The 24,643-nt window shown below is 58.4% G+C and carries 20 protein-coding genes; 7 read left to right on the top strand and 13 right to left on the bottom strand.

The window, feature by feature from the left end; genetic code table 11:
• Positions 1-82 precede the first annotated feature (82 nt).
• From PLO63_08995 to PLO63_08960, 8 genes are all read right to left on the bottom strand, one after another.
• Complete coding sequence (locus PLO63_08995; GenBank protein HOI74270.1) at positions 83-685, bottom strand: hypothetical protein; 603 nt, start codon at positions 683-685, stop codon at positions 83-85.
• A gap of 197 nt (positions 686-882) precedes the next feature.
• Positions 883-1,308 (bottom strand): DUF3592 domain-containing protein, encoded by a 426-nt coding sequence (locus tag PLO63_08990; protein HOI74269.1) that lies wholly within the window; start codon positions 1,306-1,308, stop codon positions 883-885.
• An 89-nt stretch (positions 1,309-1,397) separates the two neighbouring features.
• Positions 1,398-2,114 (bottom strand): ABC transporter ATP-binding protein, encoded by a 717-nt coding sequence (locus tag PLO63_08985; GenBank protein HOI74268.1) that lies wholly within the window; start codon positions 2,112-2,114, stop codon positions 1,398-1,400.
• Positions 2,107-2,862, bottom strand: coding sequence for an ABC transporter ATP-binding protein (locus PLO63_08980; GenBank protein ID HOI74267.1), 756 nt, complete (start codon positions 2,860-2,862; stop codon positions 2,107-2,109). The genes PLO63_08985 and PLO63_08980 overlap by 8 nt, the downstream gene beginning before the upstream one ends.
• Positions 2,849-3,871, bottom strand: a complete 1,023-nt coding sequence (locus PLO63_08975; GenBank protein HOI74266.1) for a branched-chain amino acid ABC transporter permease — start codon at positions 3,869-3,871, stop codon at positions 2,849-2,851. The genes PLO63_08980 and PLO63_08975 overlap by 14 nt, the downstream gene beginning before the upstream one ends.
• Positions 3,865-4,725 carry a branched-chain amino acid ABC transporter permease gene (locus PLO63_08970; protein ID HOI74265.1) on the bottom strand — a complete coding sequence of 287 codons (861 nt, stop codon included), beginning with the start codon at positions 4,723-4,725 and terminating at the stop codon, positions 3,865-3,867. The genes PLO63_08975 and PLO63_08970 overlap by 7 nt, the downstream gene beginning before the upstream one ends.
• A gap of 155 nt (positions 4,726-4,880) precedes the next feature.
• Positions 4,881-6,155 carry an ABC transporter substrate-binding protein gene (locus tag PLO63_08965; protein HOI74264.1) on the bottom strand — a complete coding sequence of 425 codons (1,275 nt, stop codon included), beginning with the start codon at positions 6,153-6,155 and terminating at the stop codon, positions 4,881-4,883.
• Positions 6,156-6,528: 373 nt separating this feature from the next.
• Positions 6,529-8,769, bottom strand: coding sequence for a vitamin B12-dependent ribonucleotide reductase (locus tag PLO63_08960; GenBank protein HOI74263.1), 2,241 nt, complete (start codon positions 8,767-8,769; stop codon positions 6,529-6,531).
• Positions 8,770-9,192: 423 nt separating this feature from the next.
• Between PLO63_08960 and PLO63_08955 the strand changes: the two genes are divergently transcribed.
• Both PLO63_08955 and PLO63_08950 read left to right on the top strand, forming a co-directional pair.
• Positions 9,193-12,576, top strand: a complete 3,384-nt coding sequence (locus PLO63_08955; protein HOI74262.1) for an alkaline phosphatase family protein — start codon at positions 9,193-9,195, stop codon at positions 12,574-12,576.
• 14 nt (positions 12,577-12,590) lie between these two features.
• On the top strand, positions 12,591-13,085 hold the full coding sequence (locus PLO63_08950; GenBank protein HOI74261.1) for a hypothetical protein: 495 nt from the start codon (positions 12,591-12,593) through the stop codon (positions 13,083-13,085).
• Positions 13,086-13,182: 97 nt separating this feature from the next.
• On the opposite strand, the gene PLO63_08945 is transcribed toward PLO63_08950, so the two are convergent.
• On the bottom strand, positions 13,183-14,136 hold the full coding sequence (locus PLO63_08945) for an AEC family transporter (protein HOI74260.1): 954 nt from the start codon (positions 14,134-14,136) through the stop codon (positions 13,183-13,185).
• Positions 14,137-14,381: 245 nt separating this feature from the next.
• Here PLO63_08945 and PLO63_08940 point away from each other — a divergent pair, with 245 nt between their 5' ends.
• The 3 genes from PLO63_08940 to PLO63_08930 all read left to right on the top strand — a co-directional run bounded on the left by PLO63_08940 (position 14,382) and on the right by PLO63_08930 (position 18,166).
• Entirely contained in the window at positions 14,382-15,515 is a 1,134-nt protein-coding gene (locus PLO63_08940; GenBank protein HOI74259.1) for an HD-GYP domain-containing protein, read from the top strand.
• Between the two features lie 227 nt (positions 15,516-15,742).
• On the top strand, positions 15,743-16,426 hold the full coding sequence (locus tag PLO63_08935; GenBank protein HOI74258.1) for a hypothetical protein: 684 nt from the start codon (positions 15,743-15,745) through the stop codon (positions 16,424-16,426).
• A gap of 234 nt (positions 16,427-16,660) precedes the next feature.
• Positions 16,661-18,166 carry a radical SAM protein gene (locus tag PLO63_08930; GenBank protein HOI74257.1) on the top strand — a complete coding sequence of 502 codons (1,506 nt, stop codon included), beginning with the start codon at positions 16,661-16,663 and terminating at the stop codon, positions 18,164-18,166.
• 90 nt (positions 18,167-18,256) lie between these two features.
• Here PLO63_08930 and PLO63_08925 read toward each other — a convergent pair whose 3' ends face one another.
• Both PLO63_08925 and PLO63_08920 read right to left on the bottom strand, forming a co-directional pair.
• Complete coding sequence (locus tag PLO63_08925) at positions 18,257-18,556, bottom strand: hypothetical protein (protein ID HOI74256.1); 300 nt, start codon at positions 18,554-18,556, stop codon at positions 18,257-18,259.
• Between the two features lie 31 nt (positions 18,557-18,587).
• On the bottom strand, positions 18,588-19,475 hold the full coding sequence (locus PLO63_08920) for a phosphodiester glycosidase family protein (GenBank protein HOI74255.1): 888 nt from the start codon (positions 19,473-19,475) through the stop codon (positions 18,588-18,590).
• A gap of 346 nt (positions 19,476-19,821) precedes the next feature.
• Between PLO63_08920 and PLO63_08915 the strand changes: the two genes are divergently transcribed.
• Complete coding sequence (locus PLO63_08915) at positions 19,822-20,706, top strand: patatin-like phospholipase family protein (GenBank protein ID HOI74254.1); 885 nt, start codon at positions 19,822-19,824, stop codon at positions 20,704-20,706.
• A 62-nt stretch (positions 20,707-20,768) separates the two neighbouring features.
• On the opposite strand, the gene PLO63_08910 is transcribed toward PLO63_08915, so the two are convergent.
• Both PLO63_08910 and PLO63_08905 read right to left on the bottom strand, forming a co-directional pair.
• The gene (locus PLO63_08910; protein ID HOI74253.1) at positions 20,769-21,263 is read right to left on the bottom strand and encodes a hypothetical protein; all 495 of its coding nucleotides are present in this window, start codon (positions 21,261-21,263) and stop codon (positions 20,769-20,771) included.
• 42 nt (positions 21,264-21,305) lie between these two features.
• Positions 21,306-23,588 (bottom strand): hypothetical protein, encoded by a 2,283-nt coding sequence (locus tag PLO63_08905; GenBank protein HOI74252.1) that lies wholly within the window; start codon positions 23,586-23,588, stop codon positions 21,306-21,308.
• A gap of 481 nt (positions 23,589-24,069) precedes the next feature.
• Here PLO63_08905 and PLO63_08900 point away from each other — a divergent pair, with 481 nt between their 5' ends.
• Positions 24,070-24,642, top strand: a complete 573-nt coding sequence (locus PLO63_08900; protein HOI74251.1) for a hypothetical protein — start codon at positions 24,070-24,072, stop codon at positions 24,640-24,642.
• Position 24,643 lies beyond the last annotated feature (1 nt).

Here is a 24,643-nt window from a genome sequence, read left to right as displayed (position 1 = left end):
CCTTTCTTTTTGCTGCCCTGTTTCTACCCGTAATAAGGGACAATAAGCGACGGAGTTACAAGGGCGTCCGCCAAGGCCCATCTTAATCAAAATTTATTTTCGGTCTGCGAGGGATACTCGGCTTGTTTCTCTTTATATCAATTGATTTGTCGGTCATGATCGTTAACTCATACCCAAATGGACTCGAGTATTGCCATCCGCGAAAGATCCACGGAAGATTCGGCAATCCAAAATTTTTCTTGAATTCATCGACAAAATAATCTGCGTGAACATCATTTGTAAGAAAGATGTAATCCGTTAATTCCCCGCTTAAAAAAATCTCCGTAACCTTTCCGTGTCCGTCTTCGTCGATGATGAACCCGTATCCGGTAAGATTGCCTTCTTTATTTTTCATAAGAAAGCCTTGCTTACCAAACATGCGCATTTTGTTCTTTTTGAAAAACTCCCTATCATGCGACATCAAAGTATTAGAGTCTTCAACTGGACTGACAGTCCAGTTTTTGCCTATTAAGTTTACACACACCTTCCGTGCTTCATTGATATCCATTCCGATACTTAAACCTTTTAATATTATCTGCTTTTCTTTTACCTTAACATTGCGTTGCGCTTCTGCTGCGGCAGCGTTTGCAGCCCAATAAGCAACCAACAATACAATTCCAAATATAATAAATAATCGCTTTTTCATCTTAAGCCACCTCCTGCATAAATATCCATTAACAAGTGAATTTCTTACTACATACTACTTCGTCGGACAATTCATTGTAACAGGCACATCATCAACAATACCAGCACAAGTTTCAATCATGAACCCCATTATTTGAGAAGATCACCCGGTTCCCGCGACACCATGATCCGACCATCCTGAACAGCCGGCCTTCGATGCTATAACGCCGCGTAAATGATCAGTCCCAGACCGATAAGGAACACACTGATATTGATGGCGACTTCACGAATGAGACGGATATCGTTTTTAAAACGGGAATGATCCGGATTCTTGGGATCATATATAACGGCAACCTCGGTGTTCAAAAATTTTTCTGGAGAACTGCTGGCAAAATGCGATGCCGCTACATGGGTAGTATTGTCAGCAGCCTTGAATTCCGCATAAAAGCGGTATTGGCCGGAGTTGACGTTCTCTATCTGCGGATACGTGGCTGCATCCGTGATCTTTCCCGTGGTTTCGATCCCGGTGCGGAGCAGCTTTTCATCACGGCGCCAATCGAAGAAGTTGAACACACCATCAACGAATCCGTAGAAAGCAAGGATGACGCCTACCAGAAAACAACCTATTTCTGCATCCGTCGGCATGATGTGTAAGCTCTGTACACAAATCAGCAGGGTTGTCTTGACGGCACTGTCACTCTTTTTTTGCTTATAAACGGAAAGGAGTTGATGGCTTACATTCCGAGGTATGCCTTGCGGACATCGGGAGAATCGAGCAGTTCGCGTCCCGTGCCGGACTGGACGACATTCCCGCTCTGGATGACATAGCCTCGGTGGGCGATTTCGAGCGCCTCCTGGACCATCTGTTCGACCAGCAGGACCGTGGTCCCGGCCTTGTTGATGCCGATGACGGTCTCCATCATTTTCTCCACCATGGTAGGCATGAGGCCCAGCGACATCTCGTCGAGCATGAGCAGCTTGGGGTGCGACATGAGCCCGCGTGCGATGGCCAGCATCTGCTGCTCCCCGCCGCTCAGCGTCTCGCCGACTTGCCTGGCGCGCTCCCTGAGCACGGGGAATATCTGCAATATTTCCTCGACGCGGCGCTTGACCTCCGTCTTGGAGTCTTCGGCATACGCCCCCAGGGCGAGGTTTTGCTCAACCGAGAGCTTGGCGAAAATCCGGCGGCCTTCCGGGACGTAGCTGATGCCGAGCTTGACGGTGCGGTTCGCCGGAAGCCGGGAAATATCGGCTCCCTCGAAGAGGATGCTCCCTTTCAGAGGGTGCATGAGGCCGCAGATTGTCCGCATGATCGTGGACTTCCCCGCCCCGTTCGCGCCCACGATCGCGACCAGCTCACCCGGCAAGACCTCCAGGGAGGCGTCAAAGACGACGGGGATGCCGTCATATCCCGCATCCAGGCCGGAAACGTTCAGGATGGGCTCAGGCACCGGCTCCACTCCTCTGTTCCTTCATGCGCTGGGCGTATTTCGCCCCGAGATAGGCCTCGATGACCTTGTCATCGTTGACGATGCGCTCGGGCACGTCCTCGGCGATCTTGAGGCCGCTGTCGAGCACCACGACCTTGTCGGCGATCGGCATAATGGCCTCCATGACGTGCTCCACGATCATCATGGTCATGCCGCTTTCTTTCAGGCGCAGGATGACTTCCGCGGCCGCCTTCACTTCCGTCGACGTGAGGCCCGCCATCACCTCGTCCAGCATGAGCAGCTTGGGACCCGCAGCCAGCGCCCTCGCCATTTCCAGGCGTTTCTTGCCGGCGATGGGCAACCCCCCGGCCAGCTTGTCCTGGAATGGGGTGAGCTCGCACAGCCTGATGCATTCCGCGGCTTTTTCAAATGCCGCCTTGTTGTCATGGCATTTCAGGAAAGCGCCGACGAGCACATTGTCGAAAACCGTCATTTCCTTGAGGGGCCGAACGACCTGGAAGGTGCGCACCGCCCCTTTGCGGGCGATTTGATATGGCGTGAGCCCGGTTATATCCTCGCCGTCGAAGGAAATGCGTCCGCTGAACGGCTTGTAGAGCCCGGAAATGCAGCTGAACAGGGTCGTTTTCCCCGCGCCGTTGGGGCCGATGAGCCCGACAATCGAGCCGGCTTCCACGGTAAAGCTGACCCGGTCGTTGGCGACGAGCTCGCCGAACTTCATGGTCACTTCATTCAGTTCAAGGAGCGCCAACTTCCTCACCTCCCTTGCCGCGGGCTTTCGCAATCCTCTGCCGGATCCCCTGGAAAATTCCGACGATCCCGGCGGGCTGCTTGATGACCATGAGGATGATGATCAGTCCGAAAACGATCAGGTCGATGCCGCCGCCCAGTCCGCCCCAGAACGCGCGGGTGTACTCCTGCAGCGGGATGAGGACCGCCGCACCGGCCAGAGGCCCCAGGAGGGTGCCGGCCCCGCCCAGGATGGTGATGAGGACGAACTTCATCGCCATGTCGAGGGATATGACCATGGACGGGTCCACCCGCAGGTTGTACTGCACGAAGAAAACACCGCAAAGGGCCGCCAGGACGGCCGAGATGGCCATTGCCGTGAGTTTTACCATGGTGCTGTTGACGCCCAGCGATTCGGCCGTCTCCTGCCCTTCCCGCACGGCCTTCATGTAATACCCGAACCGGTGCCCTTCCAGCCAGCGCACGACTCCGAAGACAACCACAAACAGGATCAGGGCGAAGTAATAATACCCGGTCTTCGAATACCAGACCAGGTTCCAGAGCCCCTCTTCAACAACGGGATAGTCCAGCCCGATGGCCCCGCCAATCCAGTCCCATACCTGGAACATGCGGAAAAAAATCTCCACGATGGCAAAGGTGGCAATGGCAAAATAATGGCCGCTCAGCTTGAAGCAGGGATAGCTGATGATGACCGCCACCAGGCCGGCCGCCGCCATGCCGATCAGGATGCCGGGCCAGGGCGCCGTCCCGTACGTCACCAGGGCCATGGACGCCCCGTAGGCGCCGATTCCGAAAAACACCGAATGGCCGAAGGACACTTGGCCGCAGTAGCCGCCGATGATGTTCCAGGCCTGCGCCATGCTGGCGTACAACAGGATCAGGATGAAGACATGCATGCGGAAGGAATTGTCCGCAAAACCCGGTACAAGGGGCAGGACGGCCACGACCGCAATGAACAGCAGCCACACGGCATCCTTGCCGAAGATTCTGTTTTTCGCCGGATCTACCAACCGAAAAACCCCTTCCTTCGAAAGGCGACAACTGCCAGGTACAGGCTGAACACGGCCACGTATTTGAACACGGGCGCGATGTAAAACCCTGCGAACGACTCCACAACCCCCACGAGCAGGCCCGCACACAGCGCCCCCGGGATGCTCCCGAACCCCCCCATCGCCACGCAGATGAAGGCAATAAGCCCGAAAAGCGAGCCCACCTCGGGATGCACGGCAAGATACGTCGGCATGATGCCGCCGGCAATGCCCACGCACGCCCCGCCGATACCGAAGATCAGGAGGTAGATTCGTTCCGTGTTGATGCCCATCAGCTCGGCCGCTTCCTTGTCCATGGCGGTCGCCTGGACGGCCCAGCCGAACCGGGTGGAGTTGATCAGTGCATAGATAAGCGCGATGACGAGCAGCGCGATGATGCCTGTCACCAGTTGCGGAATGGGGATGATCAGCGCCCCCAGGTGATAGGTCTTGTCGCCGAGCCACGTATCGGTGAGGATGCGGAAATTCGGCGAGAAGAGGTTCAGGCAGAGATTCTTGATGAGCATGGCCAGCCCGAAGGTGGCCAGGAGCGCCGCGAGCGATGGTTTGCCGACGGTGTATTTGACGATCAGCTGGTAGGTCAGCACCCCGAGGAGAAAGACAAACACGCCGGCGGCGAGAAGAGACACCAGGGGATCCACACCGGCCAGGAACCCCAGCCAGTAGCTGACATACATGGCCGCCATCAGGAACTCGCCGTGGGCGAAATTGATGACGTCCATGACGCCCCAGATAAGGCACAGGCCGGCGGCCACCAGTGCGTACAGGAGCCCGCTTAAAATTCCGTCAATGAGTACCTGGAGAACCGTTTCCATTCAATGCACAGACAGGAGCCTTTGGGAGTAGTGTATCGGGCTCCCAAAGGCTCCCATACGAAGTCCACTCGATCCGTTGTCGAGGTGAGCAAACCGGATATCGGATATGATGGGCTGCGGGGGCAACCGGCCGGTCGCCCCCGCGGGTCACCTTGTTACCTCTTGTCCCAGGGCTTCATGGGGAACACGACCTTGGCCTTCGGATCCGCCAGATCGGCGGGATAAAGCCTTTTGTATTCACCATTCTGAAGCTGCGTCACGATGCTGAATGCCTTGATGTTCTGGCCACCCTTCGCGAATTGAACCTTCCCGCCCAGGGACAGCGGGGAGTCGAACGTGCTCTCGTGGAGCACCTTGACGACCTTTTCCGGGTCGAGGCTTCCGGCCTTCTCGATCGCCTGGGCCAGCACGATCACGGCCACGGCTTCCTGAATGCTGTCGCCGTCGAACGGCACGCCCTTCGTCTTGGTCTTGAAGATCTTCTCAACCGCGGCAACGGCCGGCAACAGGGACGCGAACTGCGGGGTATAGGCGTTGGAGCCCATGAACAGGTCGGCGTCCTTGCCCAGCTGTTTGGCAATGATCGGATCCTGGTAGCCCGAGCAGTAGTTGATCGACATTCTGGGGACCCAGTTTGACTGCTTCATGGTCTTCACCATGAGGGCGTAATCGGCACCCAGCACCGCTCCGAAGAGGGCATCGGGGTTCTTGGTCTTCAGAGTCTGAACCTCGCTGTTGAGGTTGGTCGCCCCGGGGGTATAGGGAACGTCCGCCACTACGCTGAATCCCGCGGCGGTGGCGGCTTTCTTCGCCTCACCGGCGGCGCCCTTTCCGAAGAGGGTATTCTCGTAAATGATCCCGATCGTCCTGATATTGGCCTTCTGCTTCTGGTTGAGCCATTTGAGGACTTCGACGAATTCCGCCGACTCGGTCGCGTCGGTCGGCGCCAGGCGGAAGAAGTAGTTCAGGTTACGATTGGTCAATGCCGAACTGCTGGAGGCACCGCACATGAAGATCTTTTTCGCGCGCTCGGCGACCAGGCTCGCCGGTCCGCTCACGGAGCTGTTATAAGACCCGATGAGGGCCCATACGCCTTCCTGGTTGATGAGCCGCTCGGCCTCGGCCTTGCCGATGTCCGGCTTGCCCTGGCTGTCCGCATGGACCAGCTGGATCTTGTATCCGCCCAACAGCCCACCCTTCTTTGCCAGGGGGATTTTCACTCCGGGATGCTGGCCGTTGACGATTTCAACCGCCGTCTGGACCGCGGCCTGGCAACGCTGCCCCGCGTTTGCTACCGGGCCGGTCAAGGGGAAAATAGTACCGATCTTGATCACTTTTTGCTGGGCTGCCGCCGGACCTGCCGCGAGCAACAGGCACAGTACCGCTGCTACCGCCACGCAACCAAGCAACCGCAACGATTTGCTTTTCATTTATTACCTCCTTTGGAAGAATGGTGGCGAAGTATCTGAAAACAAAAGAATTGTCAATGAAAACATATTGTCCCGCAGAGAATACGTAATAAGTACGGGGGTTGTAACACATAAATTGTCCGGTTGGCATAGAGCCCCAGGGAGGGGGGCATGAGAGGGACAGTGCTACTGCAGGAAACCCGGAAGGTTGGATGTGAGGAGATGCTGCAACGATGGGATCCGCGTTTCGGCCGTTCCATCCTGCCCTGGCCCGCCAAGTGAGGGAAGGATGCATGGAAAGCGTCCCGGGGAGGCCAATCGAGCCCGCTTTTTTCTCAAAAGGCTGATTGATTTTTTCATTCTCTCCAGGCTGGCTTACCCCGGCGGGCTTTCCTCATGCACACTCGCTATAGCCGCATATGCGGCAAACCATACAACCGCCCTCATGTGCTACGATTCCCCCGCATTCGGGGCAAGCTCCCTTGAACAGAACACTCTTTTCCTGATACGGAATCTTGCCGCTGCCTCCATTGTCCGACAGATGGTACTGAATCGCCTTGGCCACGGCATCCGCACAAGACAGGACTCTATTCTCGCCAAAGCCCGATGGCGAGTGGCAGGAAATGCCATGAAGCTGCTTGATAACCTGTTTTGCCTGGAGTCCGCTGCGCCAGGCCAGAGACACCATCCTGCCGATCGCTTCACTCTGTGAGGCCGCACAGCCTCCCGCCTTCCCCATCGTGGTGAAAAGTTCAAAGAGACCCGAGCTGTCCTGGTTGACGGTTACATACAGGGGTCCGCATCCGGTCTGCATCTGGTAGGTCCAGCCTTTGAGCACTTTGGGACGCTCGCGCTTGGTCGTTGGCTTCTCAGGAGCCGGGGTTTCCGGAATCGCCTGCCCTTCCTTGCTGCCTCTACTCAATACCTGCTGATCCCGCGAGCCGTCACGATAGATCGTAACCCCTTTGCAATCGAGCTGATAGGCCAGCTCATAGACGCGGGCGACATCCTGAATGGTTGCACCGTTCGGGAAATTCACGGTCTTGCTCACCGCGTTGTCCGTATATTTCTGAAAGACCGCCTGCATACGAATATGCACGTCCGGTGTTATGTCGTGGGCCGTAACAAACAGATTGCGGATATCTTCCGGGATGTCTTCCATATTGTGAATAGATCCTTCTTCGGCAATTCGCTTCATCAATTCCGGCGAGTAGAAACCCCGGCGTTTCGCGATGGCTTCAAAATGCGGGTGCACTTCCAGGAGGACGTCGTTATCCATGACCTGCCGGACGAACGAGACCGCGAAGAGCGGCTCCACGCCTGACGAGGCATTGGCAATGAGCGAGATCGTGCCGGTGGGCGCGATGGTCGTGACCGTTGCGTTGCGCATGGACGGCATCCTTTTTTGATCATAGATTGATCCCTTGAAGTTCGGGAACGGCCCGCGGGTTTCGGCCAATGCATGCGAGGCCCTGTGCCCCTCCTCATTGATAAAATTCATGACCCTTCCGGCAAGTTCCAGCGCCTCTTCCGCATTGTAAGGAATCCCCAGCAGAATCAGCATGTCCGCCCATCCCATGACTCCAAGCCCGATCTTGCGATTGGCGAGGGTCATCTCGGCGATCTGCGGCAAGGGGTATTTGTTGATTTCCACCACGTTGTCGAGAAAATGAACGGCCAGGTGAACAACCTTCTTCAGCCGCTCCCAATCGACCTTGTCTCCCTTCACCATCCTGGATAGATTGATCGAGCCAAGGTTGCATGACTCGTAGGGCAAAAGGGGCTGCTCACCGCAGGGATTGGTGGATTCGATCTCCCCGATGTGGGGCGTGGGATTGTCGCGATTGAGTCGATCCAGGAATACGATCCCCGGCTCGCCGTTTTCCCAGGCCTGAGAAATGATCCGATGGAATACTTTTGGGGCATTGAGCGTTCCGGTGACGTGCCCGTCACGGGGATTGATCAGCTCGTAATTTTCGTCCTTCTCCACGGCCTTCATGAAGGCTTCCGTAAGCCCCACGGAAATGTTGAAGTTGTTGAGCTGCTTCTTGTCGGCTTTGCACATGATGAAATTCATGATGTCCGGATGATCGACACGCAGGATGCCCATGTTCGCGCCACGCCGCGTGCCGCCCTGCTTGATGGTTTCCGTGACGATGTCAAAAACGCGCATAAACGATATCGGACCGCTGGAAATGCCGGTCGTCGTCAGGACAACGTCATTGGCGGGGCGCAGCCTGGAAAAGGCAAAACCGGTGCCTCCTCCGGATTTGTGAATCAGGGCGGTGTATTTCACGGCATCGAAAATCTCCTCCATGGAATCACCCACCGGCAGCACAAAGCAGGCGGACAATTGCCCCAGTTCACGCCCGGCATTCATCAGGGTCGGCGAGTTGGGCAGAAATTCCATGGAAGCCATCATGCGGTAGAATTCCTTTGCAAGTTGAGATACGCCGTTTTTCCTGCTGAATTTCCGATCTGCCTCGGCAACGGTTTGCGCTACCCTTCGAAACATATCCGCCGGCTCTTCCAGAACGTTGCCATCCAGATCCCGTTTCAGATACCGCCTTTCCAGCACTGTGACGGCATTCTTTGCCAACTCCGGCTTATCGAAAGAATCAGACATTGTTCTCATGGCAGATTAACCCCTTGGAAAGAGAAGAGAAAGTTCGACAGATCAACACCACATGTTGTATGAGGCCCTGCACATAACCACAACATGTAGTGATTGTCAATGACGACCTGCTTGTCCGATGCAGATCCGGTCTGCACGCAGGATTTCAGGATCATGAGGGAGCGAAAGAAGGGACGTCGGCTGTAAGATGGAGTCCAACACCGTCTTCCCGGTCCATAAATGAGTCCGTTGTGATGACAAAGGCATGTTTCCCATCGGCCAAATGGCGTTTGCTCCCCCGGTGACGTCTGTGGTAACGTCACGGAAACCTTGCAATGCTGCTGTATCGCTGAAACGTCAATCCATTCCCCTGTCTTCTCCTGAGTGCCCGTCCGACAACGGCACCGTCGTCTTTTCAAAAGGAGGTATGAATCGGTGCAAATCATGGAATCAAAGAAGCCTTTCATGGTTGGCCCCCTGTATCTGGCTATTTCCTTTCTGCTCATCCTTCAGGCAGGCTGCAGCAGCACCCCGGCGGTCCGGAAAGAGATGACAGAACCTCCGGGTATGGCCGAGACCATGAAAGTGGACGGCATCGAGCGGTTCGCCCGCATCGACACGGACGTTTACCGGGGCGGCTCTCCCACCGATAGCGGGCTCAAGTCGCTGAAGCGGGCCGGCGTCAGGACGCTGGTCTGTCTCCGGGATGACGTCCCCTACCGCGAAACGGCGGGCGTTTTGGGCCTTCGCATCGAGCACATCCCGCTGTCCGCGCTGGATACTCCGAGCCGCGAGTCGATCCTTCGTTTTCTGGACATCGTTACCGATCCCGCCCTCCGGCCGGTTTTCTTCCACTGCCGGCAGGGAGAAGACCGGACCGGGGTGATGGCCGCGATCTACCGCATGCAGGTCCAGGGCTGGCCGCTGGAGGCGGCCGTGGCGGAGATGAAGGCCTTCGGTTTCGGCGGGCAGTTCCTCGATCTGAAGAAGTCCGTGCTGTCCTATTCGGAGGCAGGAGGCAGGAAAACCAAGTTCCGCATGACGCCGGGAGTGGAAATGGATCTCGAGGCCGGAAACCGCCTTCTCGCGGCGGGAATGGACGAGAAGGCTATCCCGCGCTTCCAGGCGGTGCTGCAGAAGGGCCCGGATCTGGTCGAGGCGCGCCTGGGGCTGTCCGAAGCCCTGGGGAATACGGGAAAGACCGGGGAGGCCCTGTCGGAGGTGCGACAGGCCATGATCCGCTCCGAGTCCGGGGAGGAGCGCATCCGGACCTCCAGGGTGACGATCCGGATCCTGGCCGCAGCAAGCCATCACGGGGAGCTGCCGCCATACGGCCTTGACCTGGCCGAGCGGGAGTGGGAAGTCCTCAACCGGTACAAGGCCGAGGACAGGGAGAGCCTTCTTCGGCTGGGAGACCTCTTTCAGCGCGGTCTTTACCTTTCCAGGGCCATCGAGGCCCTGGAACGCGCCCGCCGCATAGCGCACCCCTCCGGGAAGGTCGATCTCGATCGCCGGGTCGAGCACATCCGGTCCGTATACTCTTTTGCGCCCCGCAGCGACCTGGGGAAGAGACTGGGGCTCCTGCCCCAGGTGACCAGGGGCGAGCTGGCGGCCCTGCTGGTACATGAGCTGCGCGTGGATCGGATCCGGACGATCCGGGGATCGGCGACCTGGCGACCCTACGTCGAGAAGCAGGCGGCGGCGCCTGCGGTGAAAGACATCGAGGACAGTGCCTATCGGGACGACATCCGGCGCGTTCTCGCTCTGGGCATCCGGGGTCTCGAGCCCTTTCCCGACGGAACGTTCCGTCCCTCCGACGCGGTGAGCCGCGCCGAGTTCGCCGTCATCCTGGAGGACGTTCTTTCCAGGGCCACCCGCGACGAGACGCTTGCCACGCAGATGATGGACAAGGCCTCCCGCTTCGAGGACGTGGAAGCCAGCGCCTGGTACAAGAGTGCCGCCGATCTCGCGCTGAGCCTCGGCCTCTTCGCTCCCGGTCCCGGCGCTCCCCCGAGATTTCAGCCGATCAAACCGATCACGGGCGTCGAGTCCCTCCAGGCCTTCCGCCTTTTGCGAAAGCGCCTGGACTCCCGAAGCCGGGCCATTGTAATCGTCGTGGACGCATTGCGGGGCGAGTCGGCGTACAACGCCCTTGACGCGAAGAGGCTCCCGAACCTGGAGCGTCTGATCCGGGAGCGGGGGGTCGTACGCTTCGCGAAGTGCCTTTCCGCCCTCCCTTCCATCACCCTTCCCAACCACACGACGATTTTCACGGGCGTCTACCCGGGCCGTCACGGAGTTCCGGGCAATGAATGGTTCGACCGGACCCTCGACGCCAATGTGCCCCTGTACCGGCGGACGCGGGAATACGTGAAATACGGCAGCGAGGACGATCCCGGCCTGGGGCGCGCCTGGTCCTTCGGGGGCATTCCCGTTCACGACCAGGACCTTTCCCGGGACGTGCGGACGATTTACGAGGCGTTCAAGGAGGCGGAGACGGCGAGGGGCCGCACGACCCGGTCGGCCGTCGTTTTCGATCCCGTGAGACGAGGCGCTGACGTGGTCGTGAACCCGGACCTCTTCGACGCCCTCATCAGTCTCGACGTTCTGCCTTTCGTCAACCAGTACGCCCTCCTCGATGCCTCCGCCGCGCGGAAAGCCGTGGCGCTGATCCGGAGCGAGAATCCGCCGGAGCTGATGGGCATATGGCTATCAGGGCTGGACGGGCTGTCCCACGCGAAAGGTCCCGGCCCCATTGGAGGCGCCGGAGACCGGCAGGCGGACTACCTGGCAGAGCATCTCGATCCGCTGATCGGAGAAATTATTAAGGCCCTGGAAGACCGCGGATTGCTGGACGAGACGATGATCTTCCTGGCATCCGACCATGGGCAGGCGGACGCGGTGGCGAAGGACGAAATCACCGTCGATGCGGAGAGGGTTTATCATGCCCTGGCCGGAAGCCCGTACCGTCCTCCCCTGGACAAGTCGGGACGCCTGGATGAAAACGCCACGGACTTCGACATTGCCGTCATGGCCGACTCCAACGGCAATGCAGCCCTTGTCTCCATCCGGCCCCCCGGAGCCCCGTGGTCTACCCTACCGGCCCGGTCGGACATCGAGGCGGTTTCGGCCCTCCTGCTGAAGGAGCCTTACGTGTCCCGGATCTTCTTCAGCGAGACCGGCATCCCCGGCAAAGAGCCCGCCGTCTTCCTGATGAGCGGGAACGACGGAAAGATCGTGACAAAAAGGCTGGAGCGGGAGAGCGAGGAGCGCCTCAACACGCGGGCCCTGGGGCTGTCGGGTTCCGGCCGCTCGGGGGACCTGCTGGTGGAGGCGAAGAGCCCCTATTACTTCTCTCCCCGCGGAAGCATCTACCTGGGACAGCACGGCCGCGGCGAGCGCGTGGAAGACCAGGTCCCCCTCCTGATCATGAATCCCTCCGGAGGTCGGCAAAGCATCGTGCGCTCGGTGGTCGAGATCGACGACATCGCGCCCACCGTGGCCGGGGCGCTGGGTTTCCTGGACGCCCTGCCCGCCGACGGGACGGATCTCCTGGACCCTCCGAAGATTCTTGTCTCTTCCCATGCGGAGAACCAGGTGGTTCCGGCAGGCCGGACCACGAGCATCCTGGGATTCGTCAAGGATTCGGTCGGAATCGAGCGGGTGGAGTTCCGTGTGGACGGAGAAGACAGGTTTCGGGCAGCAGAAGGGACGTCCTTCTGGGAGGCACGGGTCCGGCTCACGCCCGGCCGCCATGCCATCGTCGTTCGGGCCTTTGACGAGACGGGCATCGCGTCGACGGTACGGTTCCATCTCATCGCGCAATAAGAGAGGTATTTGCCGTGAAATCATTCCGTCTTTCGATCGCTTGTTGCGTCCTGGTGCTCTTTGCCGCCACCGGCCTTGGAGCACAAGACTGGTTCCTGCATGGCCACGGGGTGGGTTTATACGACGGGAGCCGCTCCGATTATGACCGGACACTTCGTGTTGTTCAGGCCGGAGATCGCTGGTCCCTTCAGGAGCTCGCAGACATGGGGGCGTTCAGGACCAACGGCCCGAAGGTCTTCGGCGCCTGGCTGCAGGGCCCCCCCACGGACACCTTCAAGAACCGATCCGGACTGCCTGCGTTCCTGTACAAGGTGCGCATTACGAATCCACGCGGGGAATCCCGGACGGAGGGGCCTTACAATTTCTACCTCCCCGGCTTTGCGACCTTCTTTCTTGCGGACGTGCAGGACGGCAAGGCCGGCACCTGGCGGGTGGAATGGTTCACCGTTCACAGGGACACGAAGGAAGAAAAGCGGGTGCAGACCGACGTTTTCGAGATGATCCCCTAAGCGGCGGGAAATCCGGCGGAAATCCCGCCCCTTGTCATGAACGATGTATACCGTTCCATTCCGTCCTGGCCCGCCATGCAAACATGGGGTCAGGCAGCTAAGCAAGCGACGAAAACACGACCGGCACCAGGACCGGGCTGATGACGATGTGTGTGAAGGTGAGCATGGTGGCGGTTTTCGCTGCGCAGTTGTAACGGGAGGCGAAAACAGGCCCCAGAATCGCCGCGGGCATGGTGCTGATCAGGATCAGGATCTGCCGGTTTTCCGCCCCCACCTCCAGTAGGTTCGACACCGTATTGCACATCCAGGGCTGAAACAGCATCTGCACGACAATGGACACCACGATCAGCGCCCAGAAGCCGCGCGGCGGCTGCACGGAAAGCTGAAGGCCCAAAATGATCGCGGAAACCACCACCGTCGCGCCCTGGGCCATCTTCAGGGCCTCCCGGAGCGTATCAACCACCGGTATTCCTTCCGGAATGCGCATCTGGGCGCCGGCCAGCCCCAGGACGACCGCGATCAGGATGGGCGACGTGAAATACTCTTTCGCCAGTTTTTTCAGGTCCTCCGTCCCCCGGAAGGTCCCCCCGAAGTACATGGCCACGGCCGGGCAAAAGATAAAGATCGGCAGGCCCACGCCCAGTTCGCTGATGACGATGCCTTCGGCGAGCGCCCAGGTGTTGTTCTCGAAGGCGAACTGGATGATGGGATAGCCGATCAGCGCCGAAGAGCCGAAAGACGAGACGATCATCAGCGCCCCCGTGCTCTCGCGGTCGAATTTCAGAAGGACTCCCGCAAGCCAGCTGATCGCCAGAGCGGCGGTCCCCGATGCAAACATGACGAGAACAGGCGTGAAGCTTTCGCTCGACATGGGATGGGTCCACAGCTGGTACAGGATGGTGGCGGGCAGGACGGCCTGGGTGAGCAGCCTCGCGAACACAGGACTGTCTTCCTGTTTCAGCACGCCCTTTCTCTTCATCCAGTAGGTTGCCAGGACCAGCAGGGTAAACGCGATCACCGTTTCAGCCACACATAGACCGACCTTGGACATGAGCGTATCTCCCTTCGCGCGTGAGTGATGGTCTATTTGCATTCCGAAAACGTGATGTTCGGATGGGGCACTATAGAAAAAATGTCTGTGTTTTCCAAGACAAGAATGTTGACCTTCCCCCAAAACAGGCTCGCTCAAGGGGAAAGGAAAAAATACTTACCGAAGGCCTAAAGAACGACAATCTTTCTTTCGATAGGGGATATAGAGGTGATGCCGTTCACAGCCATTCCCCGTGAGAGCAAGAGATGAAGAAGACCATTCCTGTAGATCAGTTGAAAGTCGGCATGTTTGTCCATCTGGAGAAGGCCTGGTTTAAACACCCGTTTCTGTCGAACAGTTTTCACATCGAGTCGGAGAGTCAGATCCGGAAGATCGTCGATCACAGGATCCGGATGGTGGTGATCGATCCGGAAAAGACGCTTTCCCCGAAGCAGAGAATCCAGACCGGAGACAACTCCCAGCCGTCCACCGGCCGGGAAGGGCAGGACGTCAAACGTACAACGCCCTCACCGGTGATCCATCCGGGAAAAGAGGTTTCCCCGAAGGATGAATTCCAGATCGCGGCCGACACCCAGCCGCCGGACGGACGGAAGGAGCAGGCCGTCGAAAGCACAACTCCATCCGCCGAGCAGATCCGGGTCCATGAGGCCATCGACGAGATCGTCCGCGACCGGAAGGCCCCGCCGGAGGAGAAAGTGCGGGCCGTCCAGGATATGTCCATCCACATGATGCACGATCTGATGGACAAGCCGACCGCTGCCAACATCGTGCAGGCCAAACAGACCATCGCCAGGATCGTCGACCTGATTCTTCAGAATCATTCGATCACTTCGCACCTGGTGCAGATCACCTCGCACGATTTCAACACGTACACCCACTCAGTGACAGTGGGCCTTCTGGGCGTAGCGCTCTCCAAGGTCCTCTTCCGGGATTCCGACGAGCACGATCTGCATGAGCTGGGAGCCGCGTTCTTTCTCCATGACATCGGCAAGGTGCGCGTAGATACCGCCATCATCAACAAACCCGGGAGACTCTCCGAGGAAGAGATGGACGCGATGCGCAAGCACCCGTCTTTCGGGTATCAGGTCCTCCGGGAGACCGACCAGTTGACCGTCGAGTGCAGGGAGATCACCCTCCAGCACCATGAACGGAATGACGGAACGGGTTATCCCAAGAGACTCCGGGGGAGTGACATCCATCAGTATGCCAAGATCTGCGCCATCGCCGATGTCTACGAGGCGCTGACAGCCGAAAGGCCTTACAAGCTCCCGATGAAACCGTATGACGCACTCGTCATGATGAAAACGAAGATGTCCAATCATTTTCAAAAGGATATCTTTGAGCGCTTCCTCCTGCTTTTCGCCAACGGCGGAACGTGAGGTGTCGTGACAGGGTATGATGGACCGGACAGCCATTCAGGCATAATCACCAAGCGTCATAAATCCGGTTTAAAGCAAGATTCGGGGAAAGCCCCTTTATTGGGGAAGATGCCCTATTCTCTGGAAATCGAAGAAACAATCCTATATGGATTCAACGTGACAGTACGCTTTGAGTCCGGCAAGGCAAAAGAACACCCATCATATGCTCGGAAGGGAGGAAAGATTTCATGGGACGGAAAAAAGCGATAGCAGTTGCAGCGGCTGCCGTTCTTGCTCTTCTGGTGATCGCGGCACAGGCGATCGGAGCGATGAACATTCTGCTCGAAGACGGTCGCGTCATTTCGGTCCAGGTCAACAAGAACGAAATCATGGGAATCGTCTTCGACAAGAGCCCCGGCGAAGTGATGGGAATGCCCTCCACTCCGGAGCCTCAGCCACGGCTTTCGTCCGGAATCCCGGTGACTCTTTACTGGCACATGGCAGACGATGCCGATGTCTACCTGAACGGGGTTCCACTCAGGAGGTACCAGCCCTCTTTCCGAACCCGCGGCGATGAGGCCCCACTTCCGGCCTTTTCCGCCCCGGCCACCCTGCGGAACGGCGACGTATTCACCGTCGGGGGCCGCCGCGGGGGCAGTTTTGGGTTCATGCTCGTCGCCGTTGATGAATCCGGCAGGGTCGTGTTCAAGACGGATCAGCAGTCTTGGAGGGTTTACAGGCCGGGCGAACGGGCCGACTGGTATCTGCCGGCTGTGGCCGCCGCCTCTCCGAAAGATGCCGTTACCGTCCAGCCGAATCCCTGGCATCCCCAAAAGGATCTGAATCGCAAGTTCGGCAACCAGGCCTTCTCGATCTGGGCTTCACCGTCCGATCGTTTCGCCTTTCTGACGGCGAAGGTGGTTTTGCGATAGAGACGATCCTCGTTGCCCCGTTCTTGCGGACCTGATACCTGTTCGGGTGTTGGGGGAACAGAATCATTCAATACCACCCCGGCGGGTCATTCCACGAGGGGTTGCGGTCAAAAAGGCTGCAGCCCCTCTTTCTTTCTGCTATCCTGATCCGGCGATTCGCAAAGACAGGTGCCATGCAGGATCGCAGTGATTACAGGAGGATGAACAGCGGCCGCTCCACAAGTCCGACAACCGATGAAGATCTATCTGATCAATCCGAAGACACCGGAGAATTTCTGGGCCATGCGGGGAGCCCTCGACATCGTGGGCCGGCACAAGACCCTCATGCAGAACACCGCTCTTCTGACCCTGATCGCACTGACGCCCAATGACCTGGATGTCGAATACGCCCTCTGTGACGAGAACATCTCCCCTATTGACTGGAATCTGGAGTGCGACCTGGTGGGCATCACGGGCTACACCCTTCAGGCCGAGAGGATGGAGGCCGTCAGCTGCCGGTTCCGGGAACGGGGCATACCGGTCGCTGTCGGCGGAATCTACGCCACCATCCAGCCGGACCGCGCGGGCGACATAGCGGATCACCTGTTCATCGGTGAGGCGGAGTACACATGGCCGCAGTTCCTGAGGGATTGTTTTCAGGGCGGGGCCAAAACCGTTTACCGGCAGGAATCGTTCGTCGATCTGAAGGACACGCCCGTTCCGGACCTCGCCTTGATCGACAGGAGGGACTACCACTACTACTCCCTGCAGACAAGCCGCGGCTGCCCCAACCGCTGCGACTTCTGCGACGTCATCCGCGTTTCGGGAAGGAAATACCGCAGCAAGCCCATCGACCGGATCATGCTGGAGCTTCGAAACGCCCAGGCTTGGGGAGCGGAGACCGTCTTCTTTTCCGATGACAACTTCGTCGTGAACCGGACATTCACGATGGAACTGCTCCAGGAAATCATCCGGTGGAACAGGACTCTCTCCCGGCCCGTGTCGTTCGCCACCCAGGCAACCGTCATGATCGGCGCGGACGACGAGATCGTGAAGCTTCTCGCCGATGCACGCTTCAGCGTCATCTTTCTCGGGCTGGAGACCATTAACCATGAATGCCTCGAAGAGGTGAACAAGGGACAGATGGCCCGGTACAACCCCTTCCAGGTCATTCCCCGCATCTCCAGCCACGGGATCCTTCCATTCCTTGGAATGATCGTCGGCTTCGACCACGACGCACCGTCGGTATTCCGGGAAATCGAGGATTTTCTCGAGGCGACGTCCAGCCCCTTTGCCTCGATCAGCATACTCAACGCCCCCAACGGAACGCCCCTGTACGAGAGAATGAAACATGAGGGGCGTCTCATCGAGGATTTCAGCGGCTTCTGGCATCTATCATCGAATATCATGCCGAAGCAGATCAGCCCGGATGACCTGCAGAACGGCCGGATGGCGCTCTTCCGGAAAATCTACGAACCAGAGTGCTTCGAGCGGCGCATGATCGGATGGCTGAAGAACGTCAAATACCTGACGGGCCTGTATTCTACCCGAAGGAAGGATCTCTTCCGAATCGTCATGATTCTGAAGATATTCCATCATTTCACGCTTCGGGTCCCCCCGCCCGTCCGGACCATGTTCCGGAACGTCATCAAGGCGGCGTGGGAAATCAATCCCCGCCTCATCTCGAAGGCGGTTCCCGCACTCGTCCAGTACTGGCACTATTATACCTTTTCACACAACGATGCCTGGACGGGGGAATGAAGCGGCACGGCCGCGCTGGGCCGGGAGAGCAGGCTTCGGGAAGACGGTCGTCAGGAAGAAAAGGCTCCCCTCTCGGGGCGGCTGTAGATGTCAGTCAAGCGATCCGTTGAAATAGGACCGGTGCGCCTCGCAACGGCACTTCTTGTTCCAGGGCTCGGAGCAGTTCCCGATCTGTGCGACCTTCGCATCACCGTCCGCCTTCATGATCGGACCGGACACAGAAACGGACTCCTCTCCGGAGAAGCAGTCCCAGAATATCTCCTTCGTGTAGACGCCGCAGCGCACACAGAAAAAGTAGGATTCCGTGCACTCGTCTCCGAAGATGCTTCCGGAGATGGAAGCGATGCAGTCTTCCCGCGAGAATACCCTGTTGCACTGAATGCAGTTCATGCCCAGCGGGACGGATCGATGCCGCCGTCCGTCAGTCGCCCTGGACCCCGATCACATTCGGGATGGGCCACTGATGCATGTTGGTGTCGTTTTGAAGAAAACCGGTTTCGTAACTGCCGGCGAGGTTGACGGATATATCCCGGGTCCGGATCGACAGGCTGGCCAGGGGTCCGCCCTCCATGTGCATCATCCGGACAACCCCCAGGCCCAGCGAGTTCACCACCTGATTGAAATCCCTCATGGTCAGCGGCGACCGGCAGAACAGGAAAAGAACGCGCCCCTCCCCGTCCATGCCCGCGGCCGATTCACTCCACTGCCTGTCCGCCCGGTTCCAGACACTCACCCCGTTCCCCTTGATCAGGCGAAGGTTCTGAACCACGGCGTCGTAGTCATCCACGCGCCCGATCGCATCGGGCGTGTCGAGATCGACCATGACGGCCCCGGGGATTCCGGCCTTCCGGGGGCCGAAGGCAAGGGCGGTCTTGTACTTCCTGTTCCAGCGCCGGTTCTGGACGCGGGACCCGTTGCGGAGATACCCCACGTTGGTTACATAGTCCTTGTAGAACATCCCGGCGTTGATTGCCGCGACCAGCTTGAAATCCCTGCACCACTCCCCCGTCGAGCGACTCCTGCCTTCATGCTCCGAGGCAAGGACCAGCTTCAGTTTCGCCCGTGCGGGATCGATGCGGACCACATGGATTTTCACGCTTCCGATGTCCGGCAGCCGGTTCACGCTGAAGATGCCGTATTCGACGCCTCTGGCCAGGATTTTCCACGATTCCCGGGACTGGCCGGCCTCCGCGGCGGGAAGCAGGACCGAGACCCCCGCCAGAACAAGGAGAATGGCGACAAAACATCCCGGCCTCACACCCGTGAAGAAAACCCGAAGGCCCAGCTTCGGAACCGCCCGATCGTCCATGACCGCCACCACAAAGAAGAATCCTCCCGCCGGGGAAGGGTGATACGGTCTCCCCGGGAGAGGCTGTTGCCGCTTCCGTTGTAACGGATATTCAATACATCACCCCCGGGGAAAGCACAAGAACCCCGCTCCGGAAGGACGTCCAACAACAGACGTCGGTCCGAACGGACGGTTGAGGCAGGCGCCGGCGGACACCCGGAATCCGCTTCTTCTCCGCTCATACGGGCGCCGGAATCGCCTGGACTTCCCCATGCTGCTGCGCTAATTTCGGGGGAAACGGCAGTCCTTCCCGGATAGATCCCGGACAACCGGAAACCGGAACCGATTCCACTGGAGTGAAGCAAAGATGAAAACCGTATCTCTCGTACTTGGAAGCGGCGGCGCCCGTGGGCTGGCGCACATCGGCGTGATTCACCGGCTCGAGGAAAACGGGTTCGTGATTCGGTCCATCGCCGGCTCCTCCATCGGCGCGCTGATCGGCGGCATCCACGCAGCGGGAAACCTGGACGAATACGAGCAATGGGTCCGCGCCGTCACGAAAGTCGACATCGTCACCATGCTGGACCTTTCATGGGGCAAGAGCGGGCTGGTCAAGGGCGACAAGATCATCAACACCCTGGTCAAGCTCGTCGGCGAGAAACGGATCGAGGAACTCCCGATCCAATATACAGCCGTGGCCACCGACGTGAGGAATCAGAGGGAAATCTGGATAAAATCGGGAAAGCTTTTCGATGCGATCCGGGCCTCCATCTCGATCCCCCTTCTCTTCACTCCCTTCCGGAAGAGAGGGATCGACCTGATCGACGGAGGGGTCCTGAACCCGGTGCCGGTCGCCCCGACAATCGGCGACGAAACGGACATCACGATTGCCGTCAACCTGGCCGGCGCCGAGGAGAGTCCGGAAAACCCGGAAAGCGCGGATCCGTCACCGGCGGTCCACCCGTCGCCGCTGCACGAGAAGATCAACCGTTTCATCAACCGCCTGCAGCGATCCGCGGCAGCCAGCGGCCGGGACTGGGGTGCGTACGATATCGCCATGCAGGCGTTTGAAGCCATGCAGAGCAGCATCGCCCGGCAGAAGCTCGCGGCCTACCCGCCGGACATCGTCATCGAGATTCCCAGAAACGCATGCCAGACGCTGGAATTCGACCGGGCGGCGGAGATGATCGAGATGGGATATCAAAAGGCGGGAGAGTGCCTGGCTCAGGCAGGACGGATCCGGCGGATGTAGCCTTCCGCGGGGCTGTGCCGGAAGTATCCCGCCACAGCCGGGACCGATCCGACGGGCCGGCTTCACTCGGTTTTGTACATCTCCCGGAAGATCTGGGACTCGATGGCCTTGAAAATCTTCTTGTACTGGTCCGATCCAAGCAGCCGCCTCAACTGCCATCCCGTGGACGTCTTCTTCTCGGTGGTGACGGTGAGCGTCACTTCCGTCTCCTTCCAGTTGACCTGACGGGTGCGGGCGAGGCTCTTGGTTCTCCATTCCCCATCGTAGACGTAGTCCGACGTCACTTCGTGCGCTTCCGCGTTGATGGTGGCTTTCCCGAGGTTCTTTTCGTTGAAGACGCGGGCCAAAGCCTGCAGCACAAATCTCTCCTTGGCCTCGAAGGTGCGGGTGACCTGTTCCGGCTGGTCGGTGGGCTCGCCTTCCTCCATGCAGGACCAGAGGAACATACTGAATAAGGTGACAAGAAGAAGGACCAGGACCTGGAAACGGGGAGGACGGAATTTCTCAGCTTCCGGGCGAAAGGGACGATGAAGAACGCGAACCAGTTGAATTTTCATAAAGGCACCATAATTTCATCGAGGCGGCACGTCAAGCACGGACTAAAGGTGTTTTTTTATGAACTCGTAGATTTCCGGTTGGCTGCAGACCTCGTAGTATTTCCGGGACGTCTTTTCGATCACGTCAACGGTTTTCGGCTTGACCCGCAAGACCTCCGCTTCCCGGATAACGAGGCGCTGGGACCCTCCGGACAGAGTGGGGAACGTTCCAGTGTGGAGGGTCACCCTGCCACTGCCGTTCATCGGATATTCCAGCCTTTTCAGGCTGATCTCCTTTGACAGTTTGATAAACCCCTCGGGGCTCAACTCGATCCCGTTGACGTTGTAACGAAGGGAAAGGTCGTCCGCCGTGGCCTTGAGTTCTTCGTCGGGGATATCCTGGAACACGAACAGGTTGAAGAGCCGGTTCTCGTCCCGGAGCTGTTTGCGCAGGGTCTTGCTGCAGCTCGACAGCCGGTCCGCCAGATTGATGGCCGGAGAAATGATGATCCTGGAATCCCCATCGAACAGGAACGAGGGAGGGCTCTGATGAAAGCAGATCCCGATCCCCAGCTCGAGGACCGGCAGCTTGTGCTTCTGGCTCGTCACATTGTACTGCTGTACGATCTGCAGCAGCCGGACGGCGAGGCCGCAGGCGCGGGCCACGCTGTACCAGCCCTCGGGGGTGTCCTCGTGTTCGAAGAGCGACATGATGATCGCGTCCCCTTCGATGAATTCCTTGGCCCCGCCATAGTCGAACAGAATTTCGGAGATCGGGTCGAAGAAATTGAGGCTGAAATAGGACGCCGGGTTCAGCCCCCGTTCGATCATCGTGTAGGTGATGTCCACGGAGCCCCGGATATCCGCCTTCATGATGACGTGGTTGACGATCGGCCTTTCCCCCATGACCCGTTCACTGGGAAGCAGAAACTCGTACAGGGACCGGTTTTCCTTTGACAGCAGGAGTTTTTTGTCTTCCCGGATGAGGTGGACCGCGTCCATGATCCCCTTCAGGAGATGGTAATTGCGGAGATCCCGGTGATAACGGGAGAAGTCTTTCAAAAACTGGATGAGGTGCTGCTTCTTTTTCCGGGTCGAGCATCCCCGTATTTCACTGACCGCCTGGTAAACGGGATCCAGAAAATCCGCTTTCCTGTTCTTGAACTGCCGTGTGATGGGCTCCCCCGCGTCCGGCTCGATGAGGAATTCCCGCAGCTGATGGACACGCAGGGGAGGACAGTAGCGGCCATAGATGCCCTTGATTTCGTAAGCCGCCACGAGCCTCTTCATCACGGGCGACTCATCGAATCGTCGGTAGAACAGGTCCAGCAGGCTCTCCTGGACATGCAACCGGGCCTTGATCCCGTCAAGAACCTCCCGGGATTCCCTGCTCCTTTTCAGACGGTCGTACCGATCCTCGCTCTCGAAGCAGTTGAACAGCAGGTCGATGTTTTCCTCTTCCATCATCCATGCATCGAAGGCATGCCTCCCCGTCAGCAGCCTTTTTTCCACCTCTTTCAGCCCCGGTTCGTTTTCACCGGCGGTTTCCTCTCCTTCGGCGATCCCGCCGGCCAGGTCCGTCTGCTCCAGCAGGCCGTAAATCATATTCTTGATATTCGGATAATTGTCGGGATCTTCGGACCGCTGGCCGATGATCACATAGGCCTCGACCAGGAAGAGATCGTCCAGCGCGTTGTCCGTGTAAAGAATCGGATTGAGGAAGAGATCGTCCGGCAGGATGCGGTCGGAATGGAAATTCGATTCACGGAGCATCCGCAGGTTCTTTGCGCTGACGTCCGCCAGGATCCGGAACAGCTCGTCGCCCGCGCGAAGAAGGGTTCGCCTTTGGTTGTACTTCAATTCATTCAGCTTCTCCTTCATTTTGAACGATTCGAAGGAGTCGCGCTCCAGGGACAGTTCGCCGCTTCGGATGATGTCTTTGAAGTTGGCCAGGAAGACCTCATACTGGTTCCTGATTTCCTGCAGGAACAACTTGGCTAGAGAAACCTGCCCCAGATAGTCGATCTGCACTTCCGAGAGCGACTTGGCCCTGTTGATCCCGTCCAGGAGGACATCCGTGCAGAGATTCCTTAACGCATTGATTTCATTCTTCAGGGTCTCTCTCTGGTAATCCTTGAAATAGGTTTCCGTATCGCTGTGCTTGATCATTAAAAGAGAAACCACCCGCTTGACGGCGTTTTGAACCTGGGGGCTGATGTGAACGTCAATATGAATGTTGTCCACTCCGCGAACGAGGCGATCCAGGGAGAAGTCGATCAGATTCTGCTTGAAGGGGAGTTGCCGGATGCTCGGAAGTTTTGAGAAACGGTGGACGATGCTCAACATATCGATATCCTTCTGCACGTATCGCTATTTGCGGTGGCGGGAATGAAGCGGGAGAACAGGATCGGAAGCTCGGCAATCGTACGCATATTTGCGTCCACCTCTCTCGAATCATGGAAATTACAGGCTTTTGGGATTGCCTGTTCGATGCTTACGGAAAAACAGAGATCCTGTCAAGCACGGCACAACGCCGGGGGATCGCCCGGGTTACATCCTGCCGAATGGCTCATGTTCGGCCGGGGGGAAATAGGGGAGGTCCGCCTCCCGCCGCCGGCCTGTCCCGACTGAGATGTTCCTCAACGACGCGGGTGCCGAAGATTCAAAATCCGGCGGTTGCAGCCGGATGCCGGAAAATAATGGTTGCTGCTTGAGGAAGTTGCTGCGAAAAGGGAGAGAACCATGACATCGGTTTTCCCGGTCTGGAGTTTTCTCTCCACGGAATCCGGAGGCACGATGCCATGATCTCCTTTGATGGGGAGGCGTTATGAACACGGCCGCCGGGGGGAGCTCCCCCGACCTGCAGACCCTGCTGGACGAAGTTCCTTCCGACAGGCTGGTCGCCTGTGTGCCGACCCACGAATCCCTCATCCTGCACGACGGAGAAAGGGAACTCGGCCGCATACCCCTCGACGGAATCACCGAGGTCTCGCTCGCCGACGATTCAAAAGTCGAAAAAAGGTATCCCCTGGGCCGGTTCCTGTTTCTGGGACCGCTGGCGCTCCTGTTTCCCCGCAAAACCGTCCGCGAGTCCTACCGGCTCACCATTCAGTGGAAGGACCCCGATGGCGGCTACCACTTCACCCATATCCGGCTTCCGTCGCGCATCCTGGCCAACCACACGCTCGGCACAATCGAGCGCGCGCGGATCCCCGACGTGAGGGAAGAGCTGGCGGAGCGGGCCGCGAAGGCCAGGGAGCGGGCCGCTCAAACCAAGGAACAGGTCCCGCGCCCCGTCGAGACATCTCCGTTTGTCACCTGCCCGCACTGCACCATGGAGTTCAGGAGAACGGATCTCCCGCCGGGCGGCAGGTGCCCGGTGTGCGGGAATCCTCTCTGAA

It is taken from the genome of Syntrophales bacterium, assembly GCA_035363115.1.
Taxonomy (GTDB): Bacteria; Desulfobacterota; Syntrophia; order Syntrophales; family PHBD01; genus PHBD01.
The sequence above is the reverse complement of the archived record's forward strand: the minus strand, read 5'-3'. Positions and strand labels throughout refer to the sequence as shown.